Source organism: Streptomyces poriferorum (assembly GCF_019399235.1).
GTDB classification, from domain to species: Bacteria; Actinomycetota; Actinomycetes; order Streptomycetales; family Streptomycetaceae; genus Streptomyces; species Streptomyces poriferorum.
In genome coordinates, this window is the sequence record NZ_JAELVH010000160.1 from 1 (window position 1) to 20,570 (window position 20,570).

General features: G+C 71.9%; 15 protein-coding genes, 2 pseudogenes and 1 riboswitch. Of the genes and pseudogenes, 12 read left to right on the forward strand and 5 right to left on the reverse strand.

Features of this window, described 5'->3' with window-relative positions:
* The first annotated feature begins 463 nt into the window (after nt 1-463).
* From JGS39_RS25230 to JGS39_RS25270, 9 genes and pseudogenes are all read left to right on the forward strand, one after another.
* Nucleotides 464-868, forward strand: coding sequence for a VOC family protein (locus JGS39_RS25230; RefSeq protein ID WP_219571761.1), 405 nt, complete (start codon nt 464-466; stop codon nt 866-868).
* Between the two features lie 156 nt (nt 869-1,024).
* Nucleotides 1,025-1,594, forward strand: a complete 570-nt coding sequence (locus JGS39_RS25235; protein ID WP_219571762.1) for a PadR family transcriptional regulator — start codon at nt 1,025-1,027, stop codon at nt 1,592-1,594.
* On the forward strand, nt 1,581-2,363 hold the full coding sequence (locus JGS39_RS25240; RefSeq protein ID WP_219571763.1) for an SGNH/GDSL hydrolase family protein: 783 nt from the start codon (nt 1,581-1,583) through the stop codon (nt 2,361-2,363). The genes JGS39_RS25235 and JGS39_RS25240 overlap by 14 nt, the downstream gene beginning before the upstream one ends.
* A 153-nt stretch (nt 2,364-2,516) precedes the next feature.
* Nucleotides 2,517-2,842: pseudogene (locus tag JGS39_RS25245) on the forward strand (iron chelate uptake ABC transporter family permease subunit); the annotation flags it as partial.
* Nucleotide 2,843: 1 nt separating this feature from the next.
* Nucleotides 2,844-3,416: pseudogene (locus JGS39_RS25250) on the forward strand (ABC transporter ATP-binding protein); the annotation flags it as partial.
* A 280-nt stretch (nt 3,417-3,696) separates the two neighbouring features.
* Nucleotides 3,697-3,882: riboswitch (cyclic di-AMP (ydaO/yuaA leader) on the forward strand.
* Nucleotides 3,883-3,885: 3 nt separating this feature from the next.
* Nucleotides 3,886-4,773, forward strand: a complete 888-nt coding sequence (locus tag JGS39_RS25255; protein WP_219571765.1) for a transglycosylase SLT domain-containing protein — start codon at nt 3,886-3,888, stop codon at nt 4,771-4,773.
* A gap of 196 nt (nt 4,774-4,969) precedes the next feature.
* Nucleotides 4,970-6,448, forward strand: a complete 1,479-nt coding sequence (locus JGS39_RS25260; protein ID WP_219571767.1) for an FG-GAP repeat protein — start codon at nt 4,970-4,972, stop codon at nt 6,446-6,448.
* Nucleotides 6,449-6,559: 111 nt separating this feature from the next.
* Nucleotides 6,560-7,639 carry an NAD(P)H-dependent amine dehydrogenase family protein gene (locus tag JGS39_RS25265; protein ID WP_219571769.1) on the forward strand — a complete coding sequence of 360 codons (1,080 nt, stop codon included), beginning with the start codon at nt 6,560-6,562 and terminating at the stop codon, nt 7,637-7,639.
* A complete protein-coding gene (locus JGS39_RS25270) occupies nt 7,636-8,115 on the forward strand; it encodes a carboxymuconolactone decarboxylase family protein (RefSeq protein ID WP_219571770.1) in 480 nt (159 codons plus the stop codon). Before JGS39_RS25265 ends, JGS39_RS25270 begins: the two co-directional genes overlap by 4 nt.
* A 90-nt stretch (nt 8,116-8,205) precedes the next feature.
* Here the strand turns inward: JGS39_RS25270 and JGS39_RS25275 are convergent, their stop codons facing one another.
* The gene (locus JGS39_RS25275; RefSeq protein ID WP_371930447.1) at nt 8,206-9,792 is read right to left on the reverse strand and encodes a GMC oxidoreductase; all 1,587 of its coding nucleotides are present in this window, start codon (nt 9,790-9,792) and stop codon (nt 8,206-8,208) included.
* Between the two features lie 263 nt (nt 9,793-10,055).
* Between JGS39_RS25275 and JGS39_RS25280 the strand changes: the two genes are divergently transcribed.
* The gene (locus tag JGS39_RS25280; protein ID WP_148016652.1) at nt 10,056-10,244 is read left to right on the forward strand and encodes an antitoxin; all 189 of its coding nucleotides are present in this window, start codon (nt 10,056-10,058) and stop codon (nt 10,242-10,244) included.
* A gap of 172 nt (nt 10,245-10,416) precedes the next feature.
* Here the strand turns inward: JGS39_RS25280 and JGS39_RS25285 are convergent, their stop codons facing one another.
* Nucleotides 10,417-10,587 (reverse strand): hypothetical protein, encoded by a 171-nt coding sequence (locus JGS39_RS25285; protein WP_219571773.1) that lies wholly within the window; start codon nt 10,585-10,587, stop codon nt 10,417-10,419.
* A gap of 134 nt (nt 10,588-10,721) precedes the next feature.
* Between JGS39_RS25285 and JGS39_RS25290 the strand changes: the two genes are divergently transcribed.
* A complete protein-coding gene (locus JGS39_RS25290) occupies nt 10,722-13,262 on the forward strand; it encodes a SpoIIE family protein phosphatase (protein WP_372456163.1) in 2,541 nt (846 codons plus the stop codon).
* Between the two features lie 76 nt (nt 13,263-13,338).
* Nucleotides 13,339-14,553 carry a cytochrome P450 gene (locus tag JGS39_RS25295; RefSeq protein WP_219571776.1) on the forward strand — a complete coding sequence of 405 codons (1,215 nt, stop codon included), beginning with the start codon at nt 13,339-13,341 and terminating at the stop codon, nt 14,551-14,553.
* A 71-nt stretch (nt 14,554-14,624) separates the two neighbouring features.
* On the opposite strand, the gene JGS39_RS25300 is transcribed toward JGS39_RS25295, so the two are convergent.
* Genes JGS39_RS25300 through JGS39_RS25310 form a run of 3 tightly spaced genes read right to left on the reverse strand, consistent with a single transcriptional unit; the run spans nt 14,625 to nt 20,464 of the window.
* The gene (locus JGS39_RS25300; RefSeq protein ID WP_219571778.1) at nt 14,625-17,720 is read right to left on the reverse strand and encodes a type I polyketide synthase; all 3,096 of its coding nucleotides are present in this window, start codon (nt 17,718-17,720) and stop codon (nt 14,625-14,627) included.
* A gap of 33 nt (nt 17,721-17,753) precedes the next feature.
* Nucleotides 17,754-19,973, reverse strand: coding sequence for a type I polyketide synthase (locus JGS39_RS25305; RefSeq protein WP_308120688.1), 2,220 nt, complete (start codon nt 19,971-19,973; stop codon nt 17,754-17,756).
* Complete coding sequence (locus JGS39_RS25310) at nt 19,925-20,464, reverse strand: SpnB-like Rossmann fold domain-containing protein (RefSeq protein WP_219571780.1); 540 nt, start codon at nt 20,462-20,464, stop codon at nt 19,925-19,927. The genes JGS39_RS25305 and JGS39_RS25310 overlap by 49 nt, the downstream gene beginning before the upstream one ends.
* Nucleotides 20,465-20,570 lie beyond the last annotated feature (106 nt).

Consider the following 20,570-nt stretch of genomic DNA (forward strand, 5'->3'; position numbering starts at 1 on the left):
ACCAGGACCAGTGGGACTGACCCGTGCCGAGAGGGCGGCGTGCACCGGCGTGGTGCCGGGGTGCGCCGCCCTGGAGGCGGGACGGGGTGCGGGGGCATCTGTGCAGGCGTGGCGGTGGTCCGGTCACGTCGTCGGGACCGCACGGCAGGGCGTGGGTGTTCTGGGCCCCGGCCCCGGTGGCCGCCTCGAGGGCGTCGCCCGCTTCCTCGACGTCGTGAACGAAGGCACGACACGCGCTGCGGAGCAGGCCCGCGAGGCGCTCTGCGCGAAACCCGGAACCGCCCCGGGTGACTCCGTCGAACCGGATGCGGATCGCACGTAGGCCGGGGAGAGTTGTGCCCGGTCGATATGACTCGACAGACGCGTGGGACCGCTCTTATGATCTCAGGCGGACATCGCGTGTCGGTCACCGGCCGGGTGAGGCATGGAGGTGTCCGGGAGATGCCTTCGGAGGCATTCCACCTTGTCTGTCGAGTTGAACCACACGATCGTCCACGCCCGGTCCAACCGGGAATCCGCCGAGTTCCTGGCTCATCTTCTGGATCTCGAAGTAGGCACGGAGTGGGGGCCGTTCATCCCGGTCCTGCTCGGAAACGGCGTCACGCTCGACTTCGCCACCATTCCGTCCGAGTCGATCGCCCCGCAGCACTACGCGTTTCTCATCGGGGACGCCGAGTTCGATGTCGCGCTGCGGCGCATTCAGGACGCGGGAATCACGTACTACGCCGATCCGCACCTCAAGAAGCCGGGCGAGATCAATTTCCATCACGGCGGGCGCGGGCTCTACTTCATGGATCCCGCAGGTCATGGAATGGAAATCATCACGCGCCCGTACGGAAGCCACGCGGTGACGCCCGCGGCGTCGTAGGCCGCACCCTCCCTCGGTTCGCAGCCCTTCCCGCTGCCGTCGCACGGCGGCGCCGTCGCCATGTACTCAAGGACTTGAGTAGTCACATTCTTGAGTATGATGGAGTCCGGCCGGTGCCACCGGGCCGACCGGTGAGGAGAGGGAGGGGCTGCTTCGATGGCCTTGCGACATGCCGTGCTGGCGGCGCTGCTGGACGGCGAGTTCAGCGGATACCAACTGGCGAAGGCGTTCGACGTCGGCGTCGCGAACTTCTGGCACGCCCTGCCCCAGCAGCTGTACACCGAGCTGGCCAGGCTGGAGAAGGAAGGCCTCGTCGAGGGCCGGCAGGTGGTCCAGGAGACCCGGCCCAACAAACGTGTCTTCCGGGTCACCGACACCGGCCGCGACGAGCTGGAGAAGTTCGCCGCGAGCACGTCCAAGCCGTCGTTCATCCGCGACGACCTGCTCGTCAAGGTTCAGTCCGCCGACCGCATCGGTACCGCGCAGGTCATCGAGCAGCTCGATGAGCGAGTGGCCGCGGCGGAGGCGAAGATCGCGCTCCTGGACGATCTGCTGCGGCAGATGCGCGGGGACGCGGACGAGGAGGAGTTCCTCCGCCACGGCGAACGCATCGGACCGTACCTGACGTGCCTGCGCGGTGTGGCCTTCGAGCGGGGCCAGCGGGACTGGTGCCTGCGCATCGCGGCCGTGCTGCGGGAGAGGCAGGCGGCTCATGCCGGGCGGTGAGTACCTGCGTTACGTCGCGCTGGGCGACAGCCAGACCGAAGGGGTCGGCGACGGGGACGACATGGTCGGCCTGCGCGGCTGGGCCGACCGGCTCGCCGAGCACCTCACCACCGTCAGCCCCGGTGTCCAGTACGCCAATCTGGCCGTGCGGGGACGGGTCGCCGGCCAGGTCCGCGCCGAACAGCTGGAACCGGCGCTGGCGCTGCGCCCCGACCTGGCCACCGTCGTGGCCGGGGTCAACGATCTGCTGCGGCCGCGGGTCGACGTCGCGGAGGTGGCCGGGCACCTGGAGGAGATGTTCGCCGCGCTCACGGCCGCCGGGGCGCAGGTGGCGACCCTGACCATCCCCGACGTCGCGAAGATCGCGCCCGTCGCCCGGCCCGTCAGGGCCCGGGTGTCGGAGCTCAACACCCTCATCCGCGCCGCGGCAGCCCGCCACGGGGTCGCCGTCGCCGAAATCGCCCATCACCCCGTCGCCACCGACCGGCGCCTGTGGAGTGCCGACCGGCTCCACGCCAGCCCGCTCGGCCACGCGCGGATCGCCGCAGCCGTTGCCCAGGCCCTCGACCTGCCCCGGAGCGACGACACCTGGACGCACCCGTTGCCACCCCAGGTACTTCCCACCGGCTGGCAGTCCGCCGGGGCCGAAGTGCGCTGGGCCGCCGGGTTCCTCGGCCCGTGGCTCGGACGTCGTCTGCGCGGCCGGTCATCCGGAGACGGACGCACCGCCAAGCGCCCCCACCTCCTGCCCCTGAGCGCCGGTACGTGATCGCCCGGCTGCGCCACAGCGGCTGAGCTCCGGACCCGGGAACCGGAAGGGTCCGGCCCGCCGCGTCGCGCGGTGGTCCGGACCCTTCCGGCGGGTGGGGGACGGTCAGTGTGCGAGGCGGATGCGGTGCAGCTGGTCCTTGCCGTCGGCGCCCGGCTTCCCCGCATCTTCACCGGTCTGCTGGTCGGCGCCGCCCTCGGTATCGCGGGCTGTCTCACCCGGACCCTGGCCGGCAACCGGCTCGCCACGCCCGACATGGTCGGGGTCAACGAAGGCGCCGCCGCCGTGGGATCGCCACCGGCATGGTCGGCAACTGGTGGCTGGGCGCGATCGGAGCCGTGGCCGCCGCCGTCCTCGTCGTCCTGCGAGCGGGAGGAGCGGGGAGCGCCGGATACCGGCTGCTGGTGACCGGGATCGGCATCTCCACCTTCATCGGCGCGGTGAGCGACCTGATCATGTCGCGCGAGAACGACAACACGGTTTGTCGCGCTGCTGCCGCAGTCACCGCGCGCCCCCGAGGCGGTCACCGTGGCCGGACTGGTGCGCTACGGCCGCAGCCCGCACCAGGGGCTGCTGCGTCAGTGGTCGCGCGAGGACGAGCGGGCGGTACGCGGGGCACTCGACGCCACCGGGACCACCGCGCCGGCCGGGGAGCGCATCGACCGGCTGTCCGGCGGGCAGCGCCGGCGCTGCTGGCTCGCGATGGTGCTGGCCCAGCAGACCCCGGTCGTCCTGCTCGACGAACCGACCAGCGCCCTCGACCTCGGGCATGCCGTCGAGGTCCTGGAACTCGTCCGCGAGGTCGCGGCCACCGGCCGCACCGTCGTCATGGTCCAGCACGACCTCGCCGCCGCGGCCCGCTACGCCGACCTGCTCGTCGCCATGAAGGGCGGCCGCGTCATCGCCACGGGCGCCCCCCGGGAGACGGTCGACGAGGCGCTGGTGAAGGAGCTGTACGCGCTCGACGCGGACATACTCGCCGCCCCGGGCGACGGCTCACCGGTCGTGGTGCCGCGCAGCCGACTCCCGCCCCTTAATGTCCCAATTCGGTGATTCATGGCAATAGTCGAGAATGATCACTACGGTCATGGTTCCAGCGGGCGCGACTTCCTGCCGGCGGACAAATCACCCGTTTCGGGCGCAGTGGCCAGCGTCACGTTTCCCGCCCCTGACGCGGAACCAGAGGCTTCGGTTCCCTGACGCCCCAAGAAGGTTGACCGGCCCGGATGTGACCGGCATCGCACATTTCCATTTATTGATCTTGCGAATCAATTGTGATCAGGAATTCCGGGCTTGTTTCGCCCGGTCTTTCTCGCTTACGGTCACCGTCAATCCGGATGGAACGCCGAATCCTGCCGCCGTCCGGTAACCCGACCACTCACGTACGGCAGGAGCGGGGGACCCAGGTTTGCCGCCGTTCCGGGAATCCGGAGCGGCTAGGGGTGAAGTCGCCATGTGCGGCCGGACATCTCCAGTCCGAACCCGACAGCTCACCTCGCAGGCGGCGGAGAGGAAAAGCGCCATGCCCATCAAGGGTCACCACCGTCGTTCCAAGTCCACCTCCCTGACCCGCGGCCTCATCGCCGTGAGCGCGGGCAGCGCGGTTCTCGCGCTCCCTCTGATCGCTGCCGGATCGGCTTCCGCCGCACCGGTCCAGTCGGTCGTCGCGGAAAAGGCCGTAGCCCCGGTTTCCGTTGCCGGCAAGGGAATTGCCGCACAGCAGGCCAAGTCCACCACCTATTCCGTGGTCTCCGGCGATTCGCTTTCCAAGATCGCCCGCGGGCATTCCCTCGACGGCGGCTGGGCACAGCTCTACAAGGACAACCGGAGCGTGGTCGGCGGCAACCCCGACCTGATTCACCCGGGCCTGAAGCTGACCATCGGCGCCAAGTCCCCGGCCACCGCCCCCAAGGCCGCGGCCAAGAGCGAATTCAAGTCGGAGAACACCTCCGGCAGCGCCGCGCAGCCGTCGGCCGACCGTGCCGAGAGCACCGACCGCGCCGACAGTTCGCAGCGCACGGCGATGCCCGTCGCCGAGGAGACCGCCGAGACCGTCGAGACCGCCCCCGCGCAGAACGCGACGGCGTACACCGACGACCTCGACGGCTGGATCAAGGAGTCCCTCGCCGTCATGGCCGAGCACGGCATCCCCGGCAGCTACGACAGCATCCACCGAAACATCATGCGCGAGTCCTCGGGCAACCCGCAGATCGTCAACAACTGGGACTCGAACGCCGTCGCCGGCACTCCGTCCAAGGGTCTGCTCCAGGTCATCCAGCCCACGTTCGACGCCTACCACGTGCCCGGCACCTCGCTGGACATCCTGGACCCCGTCGCCAACATCACCGCCGCGTGCAACTACGCCGCCGCGACGTACGGCTCGATCGACAACGTCTTCGGCGCCTACTGATCCACTGAGGTACCGCCCGCGCGCTGAGCCGTGAAAAAGGGGTGGAAGAGAGCTGAACAGCTCTCTTCCACCCCTTTCGCGATGCCGTACAACCCTTGTGCCGCAGAGCCGGTCCAACAGGGCGCCAGGAGGGTAACGGGCTCTTCCCGGCATCCCCCCGGTCCCGCCCGGTCATCCTTGAACCGAGGAGCCGCTCGTGCGCACCTACCGACCGGCCGCCGTTGTCGCGGCCTCATTTCTCCTGATGGCAGGAGCCGCCGTCGCCGCGCCCTCCGCCTGTGCCGGCACTCCCGGCGGAACACGCGCGGGCGACCGGCACACCGACTTCAACGGTGACGGCTACGAGGACGTGCTCATCGGCGCGCCCGGCGGGACCATCGGCGGCAAGAAGGGCGCCGGCTACGTCACCGTGCAGTACGGCGGGCCGGGCGGCATCGGCACCGCCCGGGGCGCCCTCCTCAGCCAGAACACCACCGGGGTACCGGGCGGCGCCGAGGCCGGGGACGGATTCGGCGCCGCCCTGGCCACCGGCGACCTGGACGGGGACGGGTACGACGACGCCGTCGTGGGCCTCCCCGGCGAGAACATCGAACCGGTGACCGACGCGGGCGGCGTCGTCGTCCTGTGGGGCTCCGCGCAGGGGCTCTCCGGCTCGGGCAGCGACTGGCTGCAGGCCGGAGAACCCGTCGCCGGCGCCGGGTTCGGCAGCGCACTTGCCGCCGCGCACTTCAGCCCCGACATTCCAGGCGACCAGCTGGCCGTGACCGACCGCGCCGACTTCACCCTGTTCCAGTACGCCCCGGGAACCCGCCGGAACGCCACGTCGAGCAGCAGCCACATCCCCGGCACCCCCGGACGCGAGATCGCACCCCGCGCCCTGACCACCGGCGACTACGACGGGAACGGTCTCGCCGACCTCGTCATCTCCGGCGTCACCGTCGGCGAGGAGCCGGGACACGGCTGGTCCGCGCTCCTCCTCGGCGAGGTCCAGGGCCTGCGCTACGACCACGACCTGCGCGGCGGCCCGGCCGTCGCCTCCGGCGACATCGACCACGACGGCTACGACGACCTCGTGACCGGGGAGCCGCACAGCCCCGACGACGGCGGCGCGTCGATGACCGGCGGTGTGGTCGGCGTGTACTACGGCAGCGCCGGCGACGGGCCGGTCGGCGCCGAGGGCCCGGGCACCCCGCCCGTGTGGTGGACGCAGGACACCCCCGGTGTCCCCGGTGGCCCGGAGGCCGGCGACGGCTGGGGCGCCGACCTCTCCGTCGCGGACACCGACGGCGACGGGTACGCGGACGTGGCCATCGGCGCCCCCGGCGAGGACATCGCAACGGTCGCCGACGCGGGGGCCGTGTGGGTGCTGCGCGGCGCGGCCGGCGGGCTGACCGCCACCGGTGCCGCCTCCTGGGACCAGGACTCGGTGAACGTGCCGGGCGTTCCCGAGAAGGGTGACCGCTGGGGAGGCCAGGCGCGGCTGACCGACCCCGACAACGACGGGCGGTCCGGTCTGCTGGCCGCGGCGCCCGGAGAGAACGCCGGTGACGGCATCGTCTGGGCGTTCCCGGCCGGTTCCGGCGGCGTGACGGCCGCCGGCTCGTGGACGTTCGACGCGGGAACGTTCGGAGGCACGGAGACGGGCGCCGGCTACGGGACCGCGATCGGCGATTAGCAGCCCGGACAGCGGGGCGGGGACGGGCTTCTCGGGCCTGTCCCCGTACGCTCCCAACCCGGTGTGCGATGCCACTATGAACCTTTCATCCCGCGCGCTACCCTCCGCCGCATGATTTCCACGGTGGTCTGGGGAACCGGCAATGTCGGCCGTGCGGCCATCCGCGCCGTCGAGGCCCATCCGGCCCTGAAACTCGCGCACGTACTCGTCCACGACCCCGGCAAGGTGGGCCGCGACGCGGGCGCCCTGGCCGGGCTGGACCGCGATCTGGGCGTCGCGGCGACCGACGACATCGAAGCGGTGCTCGCCACGAGCCCCCGGGCGGTCGTGTACGCGGCCTCCGGCGACATCCGCCCCGACGAGGCACTGGCCGACATCACCAGGGCGGTGGCCGGGGGTGCCGTCGTCGTCACCCCGGCGCTGTACGCGCTCTACGACCGGCGCGGCGCCCCGCCCGAGCTGCGCGAACCGGTGCTGGCCGCCGTGGCCGGCGGCGGCGGATCGCTCTTCGTCTCCGGCGTGGACCCCGGCTGGGGCAACGACGTACTGCCCCTGCTGATGAGCGGGCTCGGCACCACGGTCGACGCGATCCGCTGCCAGGAGATCTTCGACTACTCCACGTACGACCAGCCCGACTCGGTCCGCCACCTGATCGGCATGGGACACCCCATGGAGTACGAGCCCCTCATGCTCGCGGCCTCCGTCCCGACCATGGTGTGGGGCGGTCAGATACGGCTGATGGCCCGGGCCCTGGGTGTGGAACTCGACGACATCCGCGAGACCATGGCCCGGCGGGCTCTCGAAACCACCGTCACGACCAGGACGATGGGCGAGTTCGAGGCCGGCACCCAGGGAGCGGTCCGCTTCGAGGTCCAGGGCATCGTCGAGGGCGAACCCCGCATCGTCATCGAGCACATCACCCGCATCCATCCGTCGTGCGCCCCGGACTGGCCGTCGCCGCCCGACGGTGCCGGTGCCCACCGGGTGATCATCGAGGGACGCCCGCGCATCGAGGTGACCGTCGAGGCCACCGACGAGGGCGAGAACCGCTCGGCGGGCGGCAACGCCACCGCGGTCGGCCGGCTGGTGAACGCCATCGACTGGCTGGTGGAGGCGGAACCCGGACTCTACGACGCGCTCGACGTCCCCCTGCGTCCCGCAGCCGGCCGACTCGGAAGGAAGCAGTCATGATCATCGACATCCCCGAGGGCCAGGAGCCGATCGGCTACGTGTGGGGCGACATGGTCCCCGGCATCGGCATGGCCGCCGCGAACTTCTCGCTGTCGGTGTACGAGCACACCACGCTCGGACTCCGTGAGTTCGAGGCCGCCAGGCTCCGCATCGCACAGATCAACGGCTGCCTCTTCTGCCTGGACTGGCGCACCGAACGCGACGGGCAGAAGGTCGAGGAGGAGTTCGCCGGTGCGGTGGACGAATGGCGCACCACCGAGGCCTTCGACGACCGGACCCGGCTGGCGGCCGAGTACGCCGAGCGGTACGCCCTGGACCACCACGGCCTGGACGACGCGTTCTGGGCCCGGATGACCGCGCACTACAGCCAGCACGAGATCGTCGAGCTGAGCATGAGCATCGGTTCCTGGCTGGCGTTCGGCCGGCTCAACCATGTGCTGGGCCTCGACGCGGTGTGCGTACTGCCGGGCCACTGAGGAACAGCCGGGGGCCCTGCCATGGCGCGCATCCGGTAGGAGGCAGGTCCGTCGCCTCCTACCGGAAGGTTCGCGCGTGGGGACCCGCCGTCACAGATCGGTGGCGATGATCTTCTCGATGTTCCGTTCGGCGAGTGCCGTGATGGTGACGAACGGATTGACGCTGGTGTTGCCCGGGATCAGCGAGCCGTCGATGACGTAGAGGCCCGCATAGCCGTGCAGACGGCCGTAGTTGTCGGTGGCCCGGTCGAGGACGGCGCCGCCGAGCGGATGGTAGGTGAGGTGGTCGCCCCAGATCTTGTATACGCCGAAGAGGTCGGTCCGGTAGATCGTCCCCTCCCTGGCGTTGATCTTGTCGAAGATCGTCTTCGCCATGTCGATGGAGGGCTGCTTCCAGGCGGTCTGCCAGTTCAGGTCGACCTTGCCCGTGGCCGCGTTCCAGGAGAACTGGGCACGGTTCGGGTTCTTCGTGATCGACAGATAGAACGAGGCGAACGTCTCGATCCCGGTCGGCAACGGCGCGACCTCGGCGAACGCGCCTCCGGCGGCCCAGTTGTCGATACCGCCGCACGGGATGCTCGACTGGACCGCGCCGGTCGCGTCCCACACGTGATTGGCGCGGCCGCACATGACGTTGCCGTTGTCGCCCCAGCCCTTGCCGATCTCGTCGTTCAGGCCGGACAGTGCGCCCGTGGCCTTCAGCCGGGTCAGCAGCTTGCTCGTGCCGACACTGCCCGCGGCGAAGAACACCTTGTCCGCGGTGACCGTCTTGGTCGTCGCGACACTCCCGTCGGTGCGGAGCTCGTCGATGACGACCGTGTAGCCGCCACCCGTCGCCGGAGCGACCGAAGTCACCTGGTGCAGCGGTGAGATGGTGACGTTCCCGGTGGCCTTGGCCTGGGCGAGGTAGGTCTTCTGCAGCGACTTCTTGCCGTAGTTGTTGCCGTAGAGGATCTCGCCGTCCAGCGCCGACTTGGGTACGGTGCCGGCCGCCTCCTGCTCCATGTAGTCCCAGTCGTACACGTCGGGCACGAAGACGAACGGGAAGCCGGAGCGTTGCGCGTGCTTGCGGCCGACGCGGGCGTACTTGTAGCAGTCCACGCTGTCGAACCACGCCGGGTCGATGGTGCCGACCCCGAGGCCGGCGTTGGCGCGCGGGTAGTAGGTGGCGTACATCTCGTCGGCGTTGACGGACGGGAGGACGGCGCCGAAGTTCTCGCGCCTGGGCGTCACCGCCATGCCGCCGTTGACCAGCGACCCGCCCCCGACGCCGCGCCCCTGGTACACCGTGATGCCGCTGAAGTCCTCGGCGTCCAGGATGCCGGTGTAGCGGGGGATCGCCCGGTCGATGGGGAAGCCGAGGAAGTTGCTGAGGGGCTGCTTGGACTTGGTGCGGAGCCAGTACGAACGGCCGTCGGGACTCGTCGTGTTGGCGAAGATCTTGCCGTCCGACCCGGGGGTGTCCCAGGCCATGCCCATCTCGACCATGTGGACGTGGACCCCTGCGCGGGCGAGGCGCAGGGCGGCGACGGAACCTCCGTACCCGGTGCCTACGACCAGAACCGGGACGTGGTCCCCGCTGCCGATCACCGCCGCCGTGCCGGTGGTGCGCGCCTGGGCGGCGGTGGCGTGTCCGGAGAGGGCTGCGGCTCCAAGAATGAAACCTGTTCTAGCCATGAATCTCCGACGCGAGACCTCGCTCGATCTCTTGTGGGGTAAGCTCGAATCCGTCATGTGACGTTCCTCACTCTCGATCGAATGGGAACGAGTTCTACTGGCGCTCGCGTGAGAAGTCACTACATACCTATGGGTAATTTGCCCCGGGCCCGCGCATGCCCGCCCCCGGCGCCGGGGCCGCCGCCGGCCGCCGTCGTCCCGGATGCGGCGCCGCGGCATCGCATGGATGCTGGGAAGGCCAGCGCTCCATGAGGAGGAAAGTCATGAGCATGCTCGACAAGATCAAGGGCCTGATGAAGGGGCATCCCGACCAGACCCGCCAGGGAGTCGAGAAGGGTGGCGACTTCGTCGACAAGAAGACCGGTGGCAAGTACGGCGGACAAGTCGATTCCGCCCAGCAGAAGCTCAATGACGAGTTCGGTGGCCGCCGTCCGCCCACCGGCGAGCAGTAGGCACCGCACCCTCCACAGGGCCTGCGCCCGTCGAACGGGTACAGGCCCTGTGCTGCGTGCCAATTGAAGGGGCGGTCGCCGGACGGGAGGCGCGCCCGAGGAGCGGCAGTCTCCGTGGGGACGGTGGCTGCCGCTCCTGAGGCGCGCGCGGTGGCGCCGGCGCGCCGAAAGGTCAGTTGTGGCCGAACTTCCGCTCGCGCTTGTGGGAGACCTGCTCCGAGATCGCCTTCACCGCATCGGGTGCGGGCGCCGTACTCGTCTGCTCCTTGGCCTCCGCGGCCGTGGAGCGATCATGGCCTCCGGTACGGGCGCCGCGATTCTGCCGGCTCTGCTTCTTGCCCATGATCGTGCCTCCTCGCGGATGTCGGACGATGGGCTGACTTCAGAGTTGCATACAAGGACGGAGGGTGCATTTCGGTAGCCCGCGCCGGACGCTCCGAAGTGCGCGCAACCGTGGCGGAGGAGCATGCTGGCTGTGTGACCTGGTACGGCGCGGTCCGGCGCAAGCCGCTGAGCGAGGGCAGTCGTGTGTCCGGAAGGCTCAGCGACGGCCGGGCGCCGGACGAGCTGTCGCTGGTGCTCTCCCGGACTGTCGTGAACGCGATCGAAGCCGCCGGCGGCCAGGCGGGCGGTGTCTATCTGCGCTCCCTCACCCCCGGGCTCCTGCGGCTCGCGGTACTGGCGGGACTGCCGGGCCCCCTGTTCCGTCCCTGGTGGCGGATGCATGTGAACCGGCCGTTCCCGGTCGCCGAGGCGTTCCGGTCGGGACAGCCCGTGCACCTCGCCGACGCGGAGGAGGCGATGCGCCGCTTCCCCCAGCTGATGGCGGGACTGCCCTTCCCCTTCGGCTCGCTGTACGTACCGGTCGTCAGTCGCGGCAAGCCGGTCGGCGTCCTGGTCGTGCTGCGCGCGGCGACCCCCGGGAAACCGGTGGGGAGCACCGACCGGCGCGGACTGCGGAGCATCGCCGAAGGACTCGGTGGGGCGCTGGCCGCTCTGGAGTCCGCGGGGACCGCCGTGGAGTGGGACGAGGAGCCACTGCCCGTCCAGCTGCCGGCGGGCACCTCGCCACCTGTGCGGATCGGACGCTTCGACTGGGACCTGGAGAGCGGAGCCGTCGGCGCCGACGACGAGCTGGTCGCCATCCTCGGTACCGGACGGCACCGGTTCCCCGGCACCATCGACGCGCTGGCGGCCCGGCTGGCCCCGGAGGACGTGTACGGGCTGTGGGCTCTGGCCCGCCAGGCCGCGGACTCGGGTGGACCCGTCGTCCGCAGGATGCGGCTGCGCGGCCCCGACGGACGCTCGCACCTGCTGGAGGTCTCCGGCCGCCGGGACAAGGGTGCGGACCCCGGCGCGTCGACGCACCTGACCGGATTCCTGGTGGACCTCGGCATCGGCCCGGTCGTCGCCGAGGCGGCCGACCGGCTGCCGCGCGGCATCTTCTCCCTCGACCGCTTCGCCCGGATCACCTACATCAACCACCTGGCCGAGGAGATCCTCGGCCACCCCCGGTCGGAGCTGGTGGGACGGGTGCTCTGGGAGGCCCTTCCTTGGTTCGCGAACCCGGCCTACGAGGACCACTACCGCGCCGCGATGCTCTCCGACGCCCCGGTCCACTTCCTCGCCCGTCGCACGCCTCCGCCCTGGCTCTCCGTCTCCCTGTACCCCGGCCACGACGGCGTCACCGCCGTGCTGACCCCCACCGAGCAGCCGGTCTACGCGCCGGGCTCCGTCGTATCGCCCGGGCTGGGCCTCGGTTCCCCGGCCGACCGCTCCGCCGCGCTCTACCGGCCGGTCGCCCTGGCCATCGCCCTCACCGAGGCGGTCACCGCCCGGCAGGTGTCCGCCGTGGTCACCGAGGAGCTGCTGCCCGCCTTCGGTGGTCGCCAGCTCGCGATCTACCTGCTGAAGGAGCGCCACCTCTACCTGGAGTGGGAGACCGGCTTCCCCCACGGCTTCCTGGACCGGTTCGACGGCGTGGACCTGGGCGCCCGCATCCCCGGGGTCGAGACGCTGACCACCGGGCGTCCCATCTTCTTCGAATCCATGCAGCGCCTGGCCGCCGCGTACCCCGGCATCCCGATGGAGACGGACGTCGGGGCGCGCGCCTTCCTGCCGCTGATCGCCTCCGGACGGCACGTCGGCTCCTGCATCCTCGGCTTCGACCAGCCGCGCGGCTTCAGCCCGGAGGAACGCACGGTCCTGACGGCCCTCGCCGGCCTCATCGCGCAGGCACTGGAACGGGCCCAGCGCTACGACACCGAGGCCGCCCTGGCCCGCGGCCTGCAGGACGTCCTGCTCCCGCACGGGCTGCCCGTCGTGGACGGAGTCGACACCGCGGGCCGGTACCTCGCCGGCACCCAGGACATGGACGTCGGCGGTGACTGGTACGACGTCATCGAGACCGACGGAAAGCTCGCCCTGGTCATCGGCGACGTACAGGGACACGGTGTCGCAGCCGCCGCGACCATGGGCCAACTCCGAAGCGCCGTACGCGCCTTCGCGCTCAGCAGGCACGATCCCCAGGCGGTGGTGAGCGGCACCAACCGGCTGCTCATCGATCTCGACCCCGGCCAGTTCGCCAGCTGCTGCTACATCCTCATGGACCCCGCCACCGGCCTCACGCAGGCCGTCCGGGCCGGTCACCCGCAGCCCGTGCTCCGCCGCGCCGACGGCACGGCCGAGGTCATGGACCTGCCCGGCGGCATCGTGCTCGGCGTCGACGCCCAGGCGTCCTACCCCGTCACCGAACTGCTCCTCGAACCCGGCGCGATGATCGCCCTGTACACCGACGGCATGGTCGAGGAGTCGGGCACGGACATCGACGTGGGCATCGAGCGGCTGCGCGGCATCATCGCCGAATACGGCCCGGCGCCCCTGGCCGAGACGGCGGACCATGTGATCGGCCGTGCCCGGCAGGCGGCGGACCGTCCCGACGACATCGCCCTGCTCCTCGCCGCCCGGTGGCCGTCCGGGGCAGAGCCTGGGGACGCACCGCCCGGCAGGCGGCTTTAGAGCCTCTTAACCGGTCCTCCCGACAATGCCGGTTCACACCGGAGACCCGGCTGTGAACCGAGTGCCTGGGGGCCGCATGAGCATCGACACCGTGACGACCGAGACTGTGGGACTGCCCGAGTTCCCGATGACGCGCGGCTGCCCCTACCACCCGCCGGCCGGGTACGAGGAGCTGCGCAGGGAAGGGCCGCTCGCGCGCGTGCGCCTGTACGACGGCCGCGTCGCCTGGGTGGTCACCGGCTACGAGGAGACCCGCCGGCTGCTCGTCGATCCCCGGCTCTCCTCCGACCGGACCCGCCCCGACTTCCCGGTGCTCGTCCCGCGCATGGCCGCCGCCAAGCTGACCGCGCTGGTGGGGATGGATCCGCCGGAGCACGACATCCAGCGACGCATGCTGATCCCCAGCTTCACCGTGAAGCGAGTCAACTCCCTGCGGCCCGCCATCCGGCGAGTCGTCGGGGAGAAGACCGACGCGCTGCTCGCCGACGGGAGAACCACCGCGGACCTCGTGCCGGAGTTCGCGCTGCCTGTTCCCTCCACCGTCATCTGCGAACTCCTCGGCGTTCCCTACTCCGACCACGACTTCTTCGAGCAGCAGACGAGCCGGATGGTGCAGGCGACCAGCACGGCGCAGGAGGCGTCCGACGCCAGTGCGGCCCTGGTCGGCTACTTCCGCGAACTCATCGCGGCCAAGGAGGCGAAGCCGGGGGAGGGGCTGCTCGACGAACTGATCGTCGAGAGGCTGGCCACCGGGCAGCTGGAACGACTGGAGCTGGCCTCCATCGCGATGTTCCTGCTGGTCGCCGGCCACGAGACGACCGCGAACATGATCGGGCTGAGCGTGCTCACCCTGCTCGAACACCCTGAGCAGCTAGCCGAGTTGCGCAGCGACCCGGGCGTCGCGTCCGGAGCGGTCGAGGAGCTGCTGCGCTTCCTCTCGGTCGCCGACGAGCTCCAGCGGGTCGCGGCCGCCGACATCGAGATCGGCGGAGTCGTCGTCAAGGAGGGCGACGGCGTCTACCTGCCGAACGCGGCGGCCAACCGCTCACCGCACGTCTTCACCGACCCCGACACCCTCGACGTCCGGCGCGGCACCCGCCACCACCTCGCCTTCGGCTACGGCGTCCACCAGTGCATCGGCCAGAACCTCGCCCGGGCCGAGCTGGAGATCGCCCTCCACGAACTCGCCACCCGCATACCGACGTTGCGGCTCACCGAGCCCCTCGACGCACTGGGCGTCAAGCCGGGCGGCTCCGTGCAGGGGGTGTTCCGGCTGCCGGTCACCTGGTGACGTCCGCCGTACGACGACGGGAGAGCCGGGCCCTGCGCACAGGGCCCGGCTCCCGTCGTCGCACCCGGGCACTACGCCGCTGCCAGCTCGTCCCGGATGAATCCGGCGACGGCCGACGGCGTCGGATGGTCGAAGAGCAGCACCGGCGGCAGCAGCAGCCCGGTCGCCTCGCAGAGCCGGTTACGGACCTCCAGCGCGGTGAACGACGAGAAGCCGATCTCCAGGAAGTTGTCCTCGGCCGCGATCGACTCCGGTGACTCGTGACCGAGCACATGCGCCGCGTGGAGCCGTACGAGATCCAGCAGCGACCCTCCCTCCTCCGGGGACGGCGCGTCCGTCAGCTCCTCCGGCTCCGGTGCGCGCCGCGCCTTCGGCGCGCCGCCCGCCGGAGCCGGCCACCAGTGGTGGGTGTGCTCGAACGGATAGGTCGGCAACTCGGCCGGGGGCGCCACCTGTTCCCCGTACCAGCTCTCCCAGCGCACGGCGCTGCCCGCGGCATGGAGGGCGGAGAGCGCCACCGCGAACGTCTCCTCGCCCCGGCGGTCGCGCACCTGCGCCGGGACGACCAGAGGTGCGGTCCCGGGCAGGCAGGCGGCCACCAACGGGGTGAGCGCCGCGTCGGGGCCCACCTCCACGAACGCCGTCGCCCCCGCACCGGCCAGCGTGACCACCGCGTCTCCGAACCGCACCGGTGAACGCAACTGCCGTGCCCAGTAGTCAGGTTGCCGCAGCTCGTCGAGGCCGGTGAGGCGCCCGGTCAGATCGGAGACGACGGGAATCCTGGGCTCGTGGAAGCGCAGCCCGGCCACCACCGCACGCAGCCCGTCCAGCGCCCCGTCCATATGGTGCGAGTGGAACGCGTGACTCACCCGGAGGCGGTGCGTCCTGCGGCCCCGCTCCCGGAACGCGTCGGCCACCTCCGCCACCGCGTCCGCGTCTCCCGAGACGACCGTCGACAGCGGACCGTTGACCGCGGCCACGCCCGCCCTTCCGCCGTACCCGGCGAGAGCCTCGCGCACCTCCTCCTCGGATGCCTCGCACGCCACCATCGCGCCCCCGCCGGGCATGGACTGCATCAGCCGGCCCCGCGCGGCGACCAGGACGCAGGCGTCCTCGAGCGACAGCACCCCAGCCGCGTGCACGGCGGCGAGCCCGCCGATCGAGTGCCCCGTGACCTGGACCGGAGCCGGCAGCGACTGCTCCAGGAGGCGGAACAGAGCAGTCTCGACGGCGAACAGCGCGGGCTGGGCGTACTCGGTCCGCTCCAGCAGTGCCGCTTCCGGGCTGCCCTCCGCCGCGAACAGCAGGCTCTTCAGCGGGCGCGGAAGGACCGGTTCGAAGGCCTCGCACACCTCGTCGAGAGCCTTGGCGAAGGCCGGCCGAAGCTCGTACAACTCTGCCCCCATGCGCGGGCGTTGACTGCCCTGCCCGGTGAAGAGGTACGCGGTGGCAGGGGGCGCGGCCGCACTGCCGTACACCGCCCGGGCAGGCCTTCCGCCCGATGCCAGTGCGGCCAGGGCCGCCAGCTGCCCGGCGCGGTCGCCCGGCAGGACCACCGCGCGATGACGCAGTGGCGTACGCCCCAGGGCCAGCGTCCGGCCCACGTCGTGGGCCCGCAGACCGGGGGTCGCGACCAGATGGGCGTGCAGCCGGCCGGCCTGGGCCCGCAGCGCCTTCTCCGTACGGGCCGACAGCGGCCAGGGTGCCGGGGGCTCCGGCAGGAGCGTGGCCGCGGACCCTTCGGCGGGGGCCCCTTCCCGCGTTCCCTCCGCCTCGTCCCCGGCGTCGGCCTGTTCCAGGATGACGTGCGCGTTGGTGCCGCTGATCCCGAAGGACGAGACCCCGGCCCGGCGCGGCCGGCCCCGGTCGGGCCACTCGACGGCCTCGGTGAGCAGCTCGACGGCCCCCGACGACCAGTCGACATGCGGGGTCGGCTCCGTCACGTGCAGGGTGCGCGGAAGCACCCCGTGGCGCATCGACTGAACCATCTTGATGACACCGGCCACCCCGGCCGCCGCCTGGGTGTGGCCGATGTTCGACTTGAGCGACCCCAGGAGGAGCGGCTCACCCTCCGGACGGCCCTGGCCATATGCGGCGAGCAGCGCCTGCGCCTCGATCGGGTCGCCGAGCCGGGTACCGGTGCCGTGCGCCTCCACCGCGTCCACCTGCTGCGGGGCGAGCCGGGCGGAGGCCAGCGCCTGCTGGATGACCCGGACCTGCGTCGGGCCGTTGGGCGCGGTCAGGCCGTTGCTCGCACCGTCCTGGTTGACCGCGGAACCGCGCAGCACCGCGAGGACGCGGCGTCCGTTGCGGCGGGCGTCGGAGAGCCGTTCCAGCAGGACGAGGCCGACCCCCTCCGAGAACCCGGTGCCGTCGGCCGCCGCGTCGAACGCCTTGCAGCGGGCGTCGGGGGACAGCCCGCGCTGCCGGCTGAACTCGACCAGGAGCAGCGGGGTGGCCATCACGGTGACGCCGCCCGCCAGCGCGAGATCGCTCTCGCCGCGCCGCAGCGACTGCGCGGCCAGGTGCATGGCCACCAGCGAGGACGAGCACGCGGTGTCGAGCGTGACGGCGGGGCCCTCCAGGCCGAGGTGGTAGGCGATCCGCCCCGAGGCGACACTCGTCGCGTTGCCCGTCATCAGATGCCCCTCGAACCCCTCGGGCACCTGGTCCGGCGGCGGCACGTATGCCTGCGACACCACCCCGGCGAAGACGCCCGTACGGCTGCCGCGCAGGGAGCCCGGCGCGATGCCGGCGCGCTCCAGGGTCTCCCAGGCCACCTCCAGGAGCTGCCGGTGCTGGGGGTCGGTCGCGACGGCCTCCCTCGGGCCCATGCCGAAGAAGGGCGCGTCGAACGCGCCGGCGCCCTCCAGGAACCCGCCCTCGCGGGTGTAGGTGGTACCGGCGTGGTCCGGATCGGGGTCGTAGAGCCGCTCCGTGTCCCAGCCGCGGTCCTCGGGGAAGGCGGACACCGCGTCCGTCTCTTCGGCGACCAGCCGCCACAGCGCCTCCGGCGAGTCGGCTCCGCCCGGGAACCGGCAGCCCATCGCCACGATCGCGACCGGCTCGTGCTCCTTGTCCTCCAGCTCCCTGATCCTGCGCCGGGCCTGCCTGAGGTCGGCCGTGCTCCGTTTCAGGTAGTCGCGGAGCCTGTCCTCGTTACTCATCGCCATCGCCCTCTCGTACGCTGAAATGGTTTGTCACGACGCACCCAGTTCCTCGTCGAGCGCGCGGAACAGTTCCTCGTCCGTCGCCGCGTCCAGATCGCCGTCCGGTGTCCGGCCGGCCCCGTCGGCGGGTTCCGCCGCCTGTTCGTCCCACCGCCACAGCGCTGCCCGCAGCCGCTCCCTGAGCTCGTGGAACCCCTCGCTGTCCACCGTCACGGACTCCAGCAGCCGCTCCAGTTCACCGGCGTCCGTCCGTTCCTCCGGGGCCAGCAGCGCGGACAGCCGCTCGGCGAGTGCCGTGGGGGTGGGGAAGTCGAACACCGTCGTGGTGGGCAGCCGCAGCCCGGTGGCCGCCGAGATCCGGTTGCGCAGCTCGACCGCCGTCAGCGAGTCGAACCCGATCTCCTTGAACGCCCGGTCGGCGGTGATGTCGTCGGCCGTCAGATGGCCGAGCACGGCCGCCACCTGCTCGCGTACCAGCGTGAGCAGCGCCTGCGTACGCTCGGGACCGCCCAACGCCGCAAGCCCCTGCGCCGCCGACGAGGCGGGTACGCGCGCCCCGCTCGCCGCCCGCCGCACGGCCGGCGCCCTGACCAGCGACCGCAGCACGGCCGGCACCCCACCGGTCCCGGGACCGGCTTCGGCGAGCGCCCGCAGCCCCGCACCGTCGAGGGGCGCCGGGACGAGCAGCGGGCGGCCGTCGGCCAGGGCGGCGTCGAACAACGCCAGTCCCTCGGGCACCGACATCGGGACGAGCCCGCCCCGCGCGATCCGGGCCCGGTCGGCGCCGGCCAGATGCCCGGTCATACCGCTGGCCGCCTCCCACATGCCCCACGCGAGGGACACCGCGGGCAGTCCGCGCGCCCGCCGGTGGCCGGCCAGCGCGTCCAGGAACACGTTGGCCGCCGCGTAGTTGCCCTGACCCGCACCTCCGAGCAGCCCCGAGGCGGAGGAGAACAGCACGAACAGGGACAGGTCGAGGTCCCGCGTCAGCTCGTGCAGGTTCCAGGCCGCGTCCGCCTTGGGCCGCAGCACCGCACGGACCTTCTCCGGGGTCAACGAGGCGAGCACCCCGTCATCCAGGACTCCGGCCGCGTGCACCACACCTGTCAGCGGCTGCCCGGACGGCACGGAGGCCAGCAGCCCGGCGAGCGACTCGCGGTCGGCCGCGTCGCAGGCGGCGATCCGGACCGTGGCGCCCAACTCCTCGAGCTCCGAGCGAAGTCCGGACGCACCCGGGGCTTCGGGTCCGCGCCGGCCCGTGAGCAGCAGGTGGCGCACACCGTGCTCGGTCACCAGGTGCCGGGCCAGGGCGGAGCCCAGGGTGCCGGTGCCACCGGTGATCAGGACCGTCCCCTCCCTCGCCGTACGCGGCGGCAGCGTCAGTACCACCTTGCCCACCTGACGGGCCTGCCCGAAGTGCCGGAAGGCGGCGGGCGCCCGGCTCACATCCCAGGTGGTGACCGGGAGCGGAGACAGCACACCCTGCTCGAACAGGGCGAGGACCCGCGTCAGTACGTCCCCGACCCGGTCCGGGTCCATGTCCAGCAGCTCGAACGGCCGGTACGCGACACCGGGCCGGACCGCCGCGATGTCTTCCGGGGCCCGCAGGTCGGCGATTCCCATCTCGACGAACCGCCCCCCGGCGGACAGCAGCCGCAGTGAGGCGTCGATGAACTCCCCGGTCAACGAGTTGAGGACGACATCGACCCCCGGCGCGGGCGCGGTGCCGCCGCGCCCGGTCACGTCCAGGACCTGCTGCTCGAACCCGGTCGTACGGGAGGAGGCGATGTGGTCCGCGTCGAGACCGAGCGCCCGCAGCGCGCCCCACTTCCCCGGGCTCGCCGTAGCGAACACCTCGGCCCCGAGATGGCGGGCCACCTGGAGCGCCGCCATGCCGACCCCGCCGGCCCCGGAGTGGATCAGTACCCGCTCGCCACGGCGCAGCCCGGCCAGCTCGACCAGCCCGTAGTAGGCCGTGGTGAACACCGCGGGCACCCCCGCCGCCTCCGCGTACGACCAGCCGCCCGGCATACGGGCGATCAGCCGCCGGTCGGCGACGGCCAGCGGCCCGACCGCGCCCGGGGCCAGGCCGAACACCCGGTCGCCGACCTCGAACCCGTCGGCCCCGGGGCCCGTCTCGACGACCGTGCCCGCGACCTCGGTCCCGAGCGGCGCACCGACCGGCACCATGCCGAGAGCGGTCAGCACATCGCGGAAGTTGAGCCCGGCCGCCCGCACCTCGATCCGCACCTGGCCATCGGACAGCGGCGCCTCCGCTGCCGGATGGGGGGCGGCACGCAGATCGTCTGTGAACCGCCCGGGGTCTCCAGCCGCCAGCCGGCCACACCCTCGGGCGGGACGACGGTCACGGCCCCGGCTTCCGTCCTGCGCAGCCTCGGCACCAGGATCCGGCCGTCACGCAACGCCAGCTGAGGCTCGTCGCCGGCGACGGCCGCCGCCAGCACGTCCTGGGAGGACTGCTCGCCGTCGAGGTCCACCAGGGTGATGCGGCCGGGATTCTCCGTGGCTGCCGACCGCGCGAGCCCCCACAGCGGGGCGGCCGCCAGGTCGACCGGATCACCGGCCCGGGCCGCCACGGCCCGGCGGGTGAGAACGACGAGACGCGCCTCCGGTTGCTCCTCGTCGGCCACGTGGTTCCGCAGCCGGTCGAGCAGCCATTCCACGGCCGCGCCGGCCGCGACCGGCGCCGGCCCCTCGAACGGGGCAGTGGCGTCCAGCACTTCGAACGCGCCGGTGTCCTCCGGGAACGGGGCCGACTCCGCCGCCGACTCCCTCTACGCCCTGGAGTGGACGGAGCTCGGTGAGCCGGCCCCGTTCCCGGAGGAC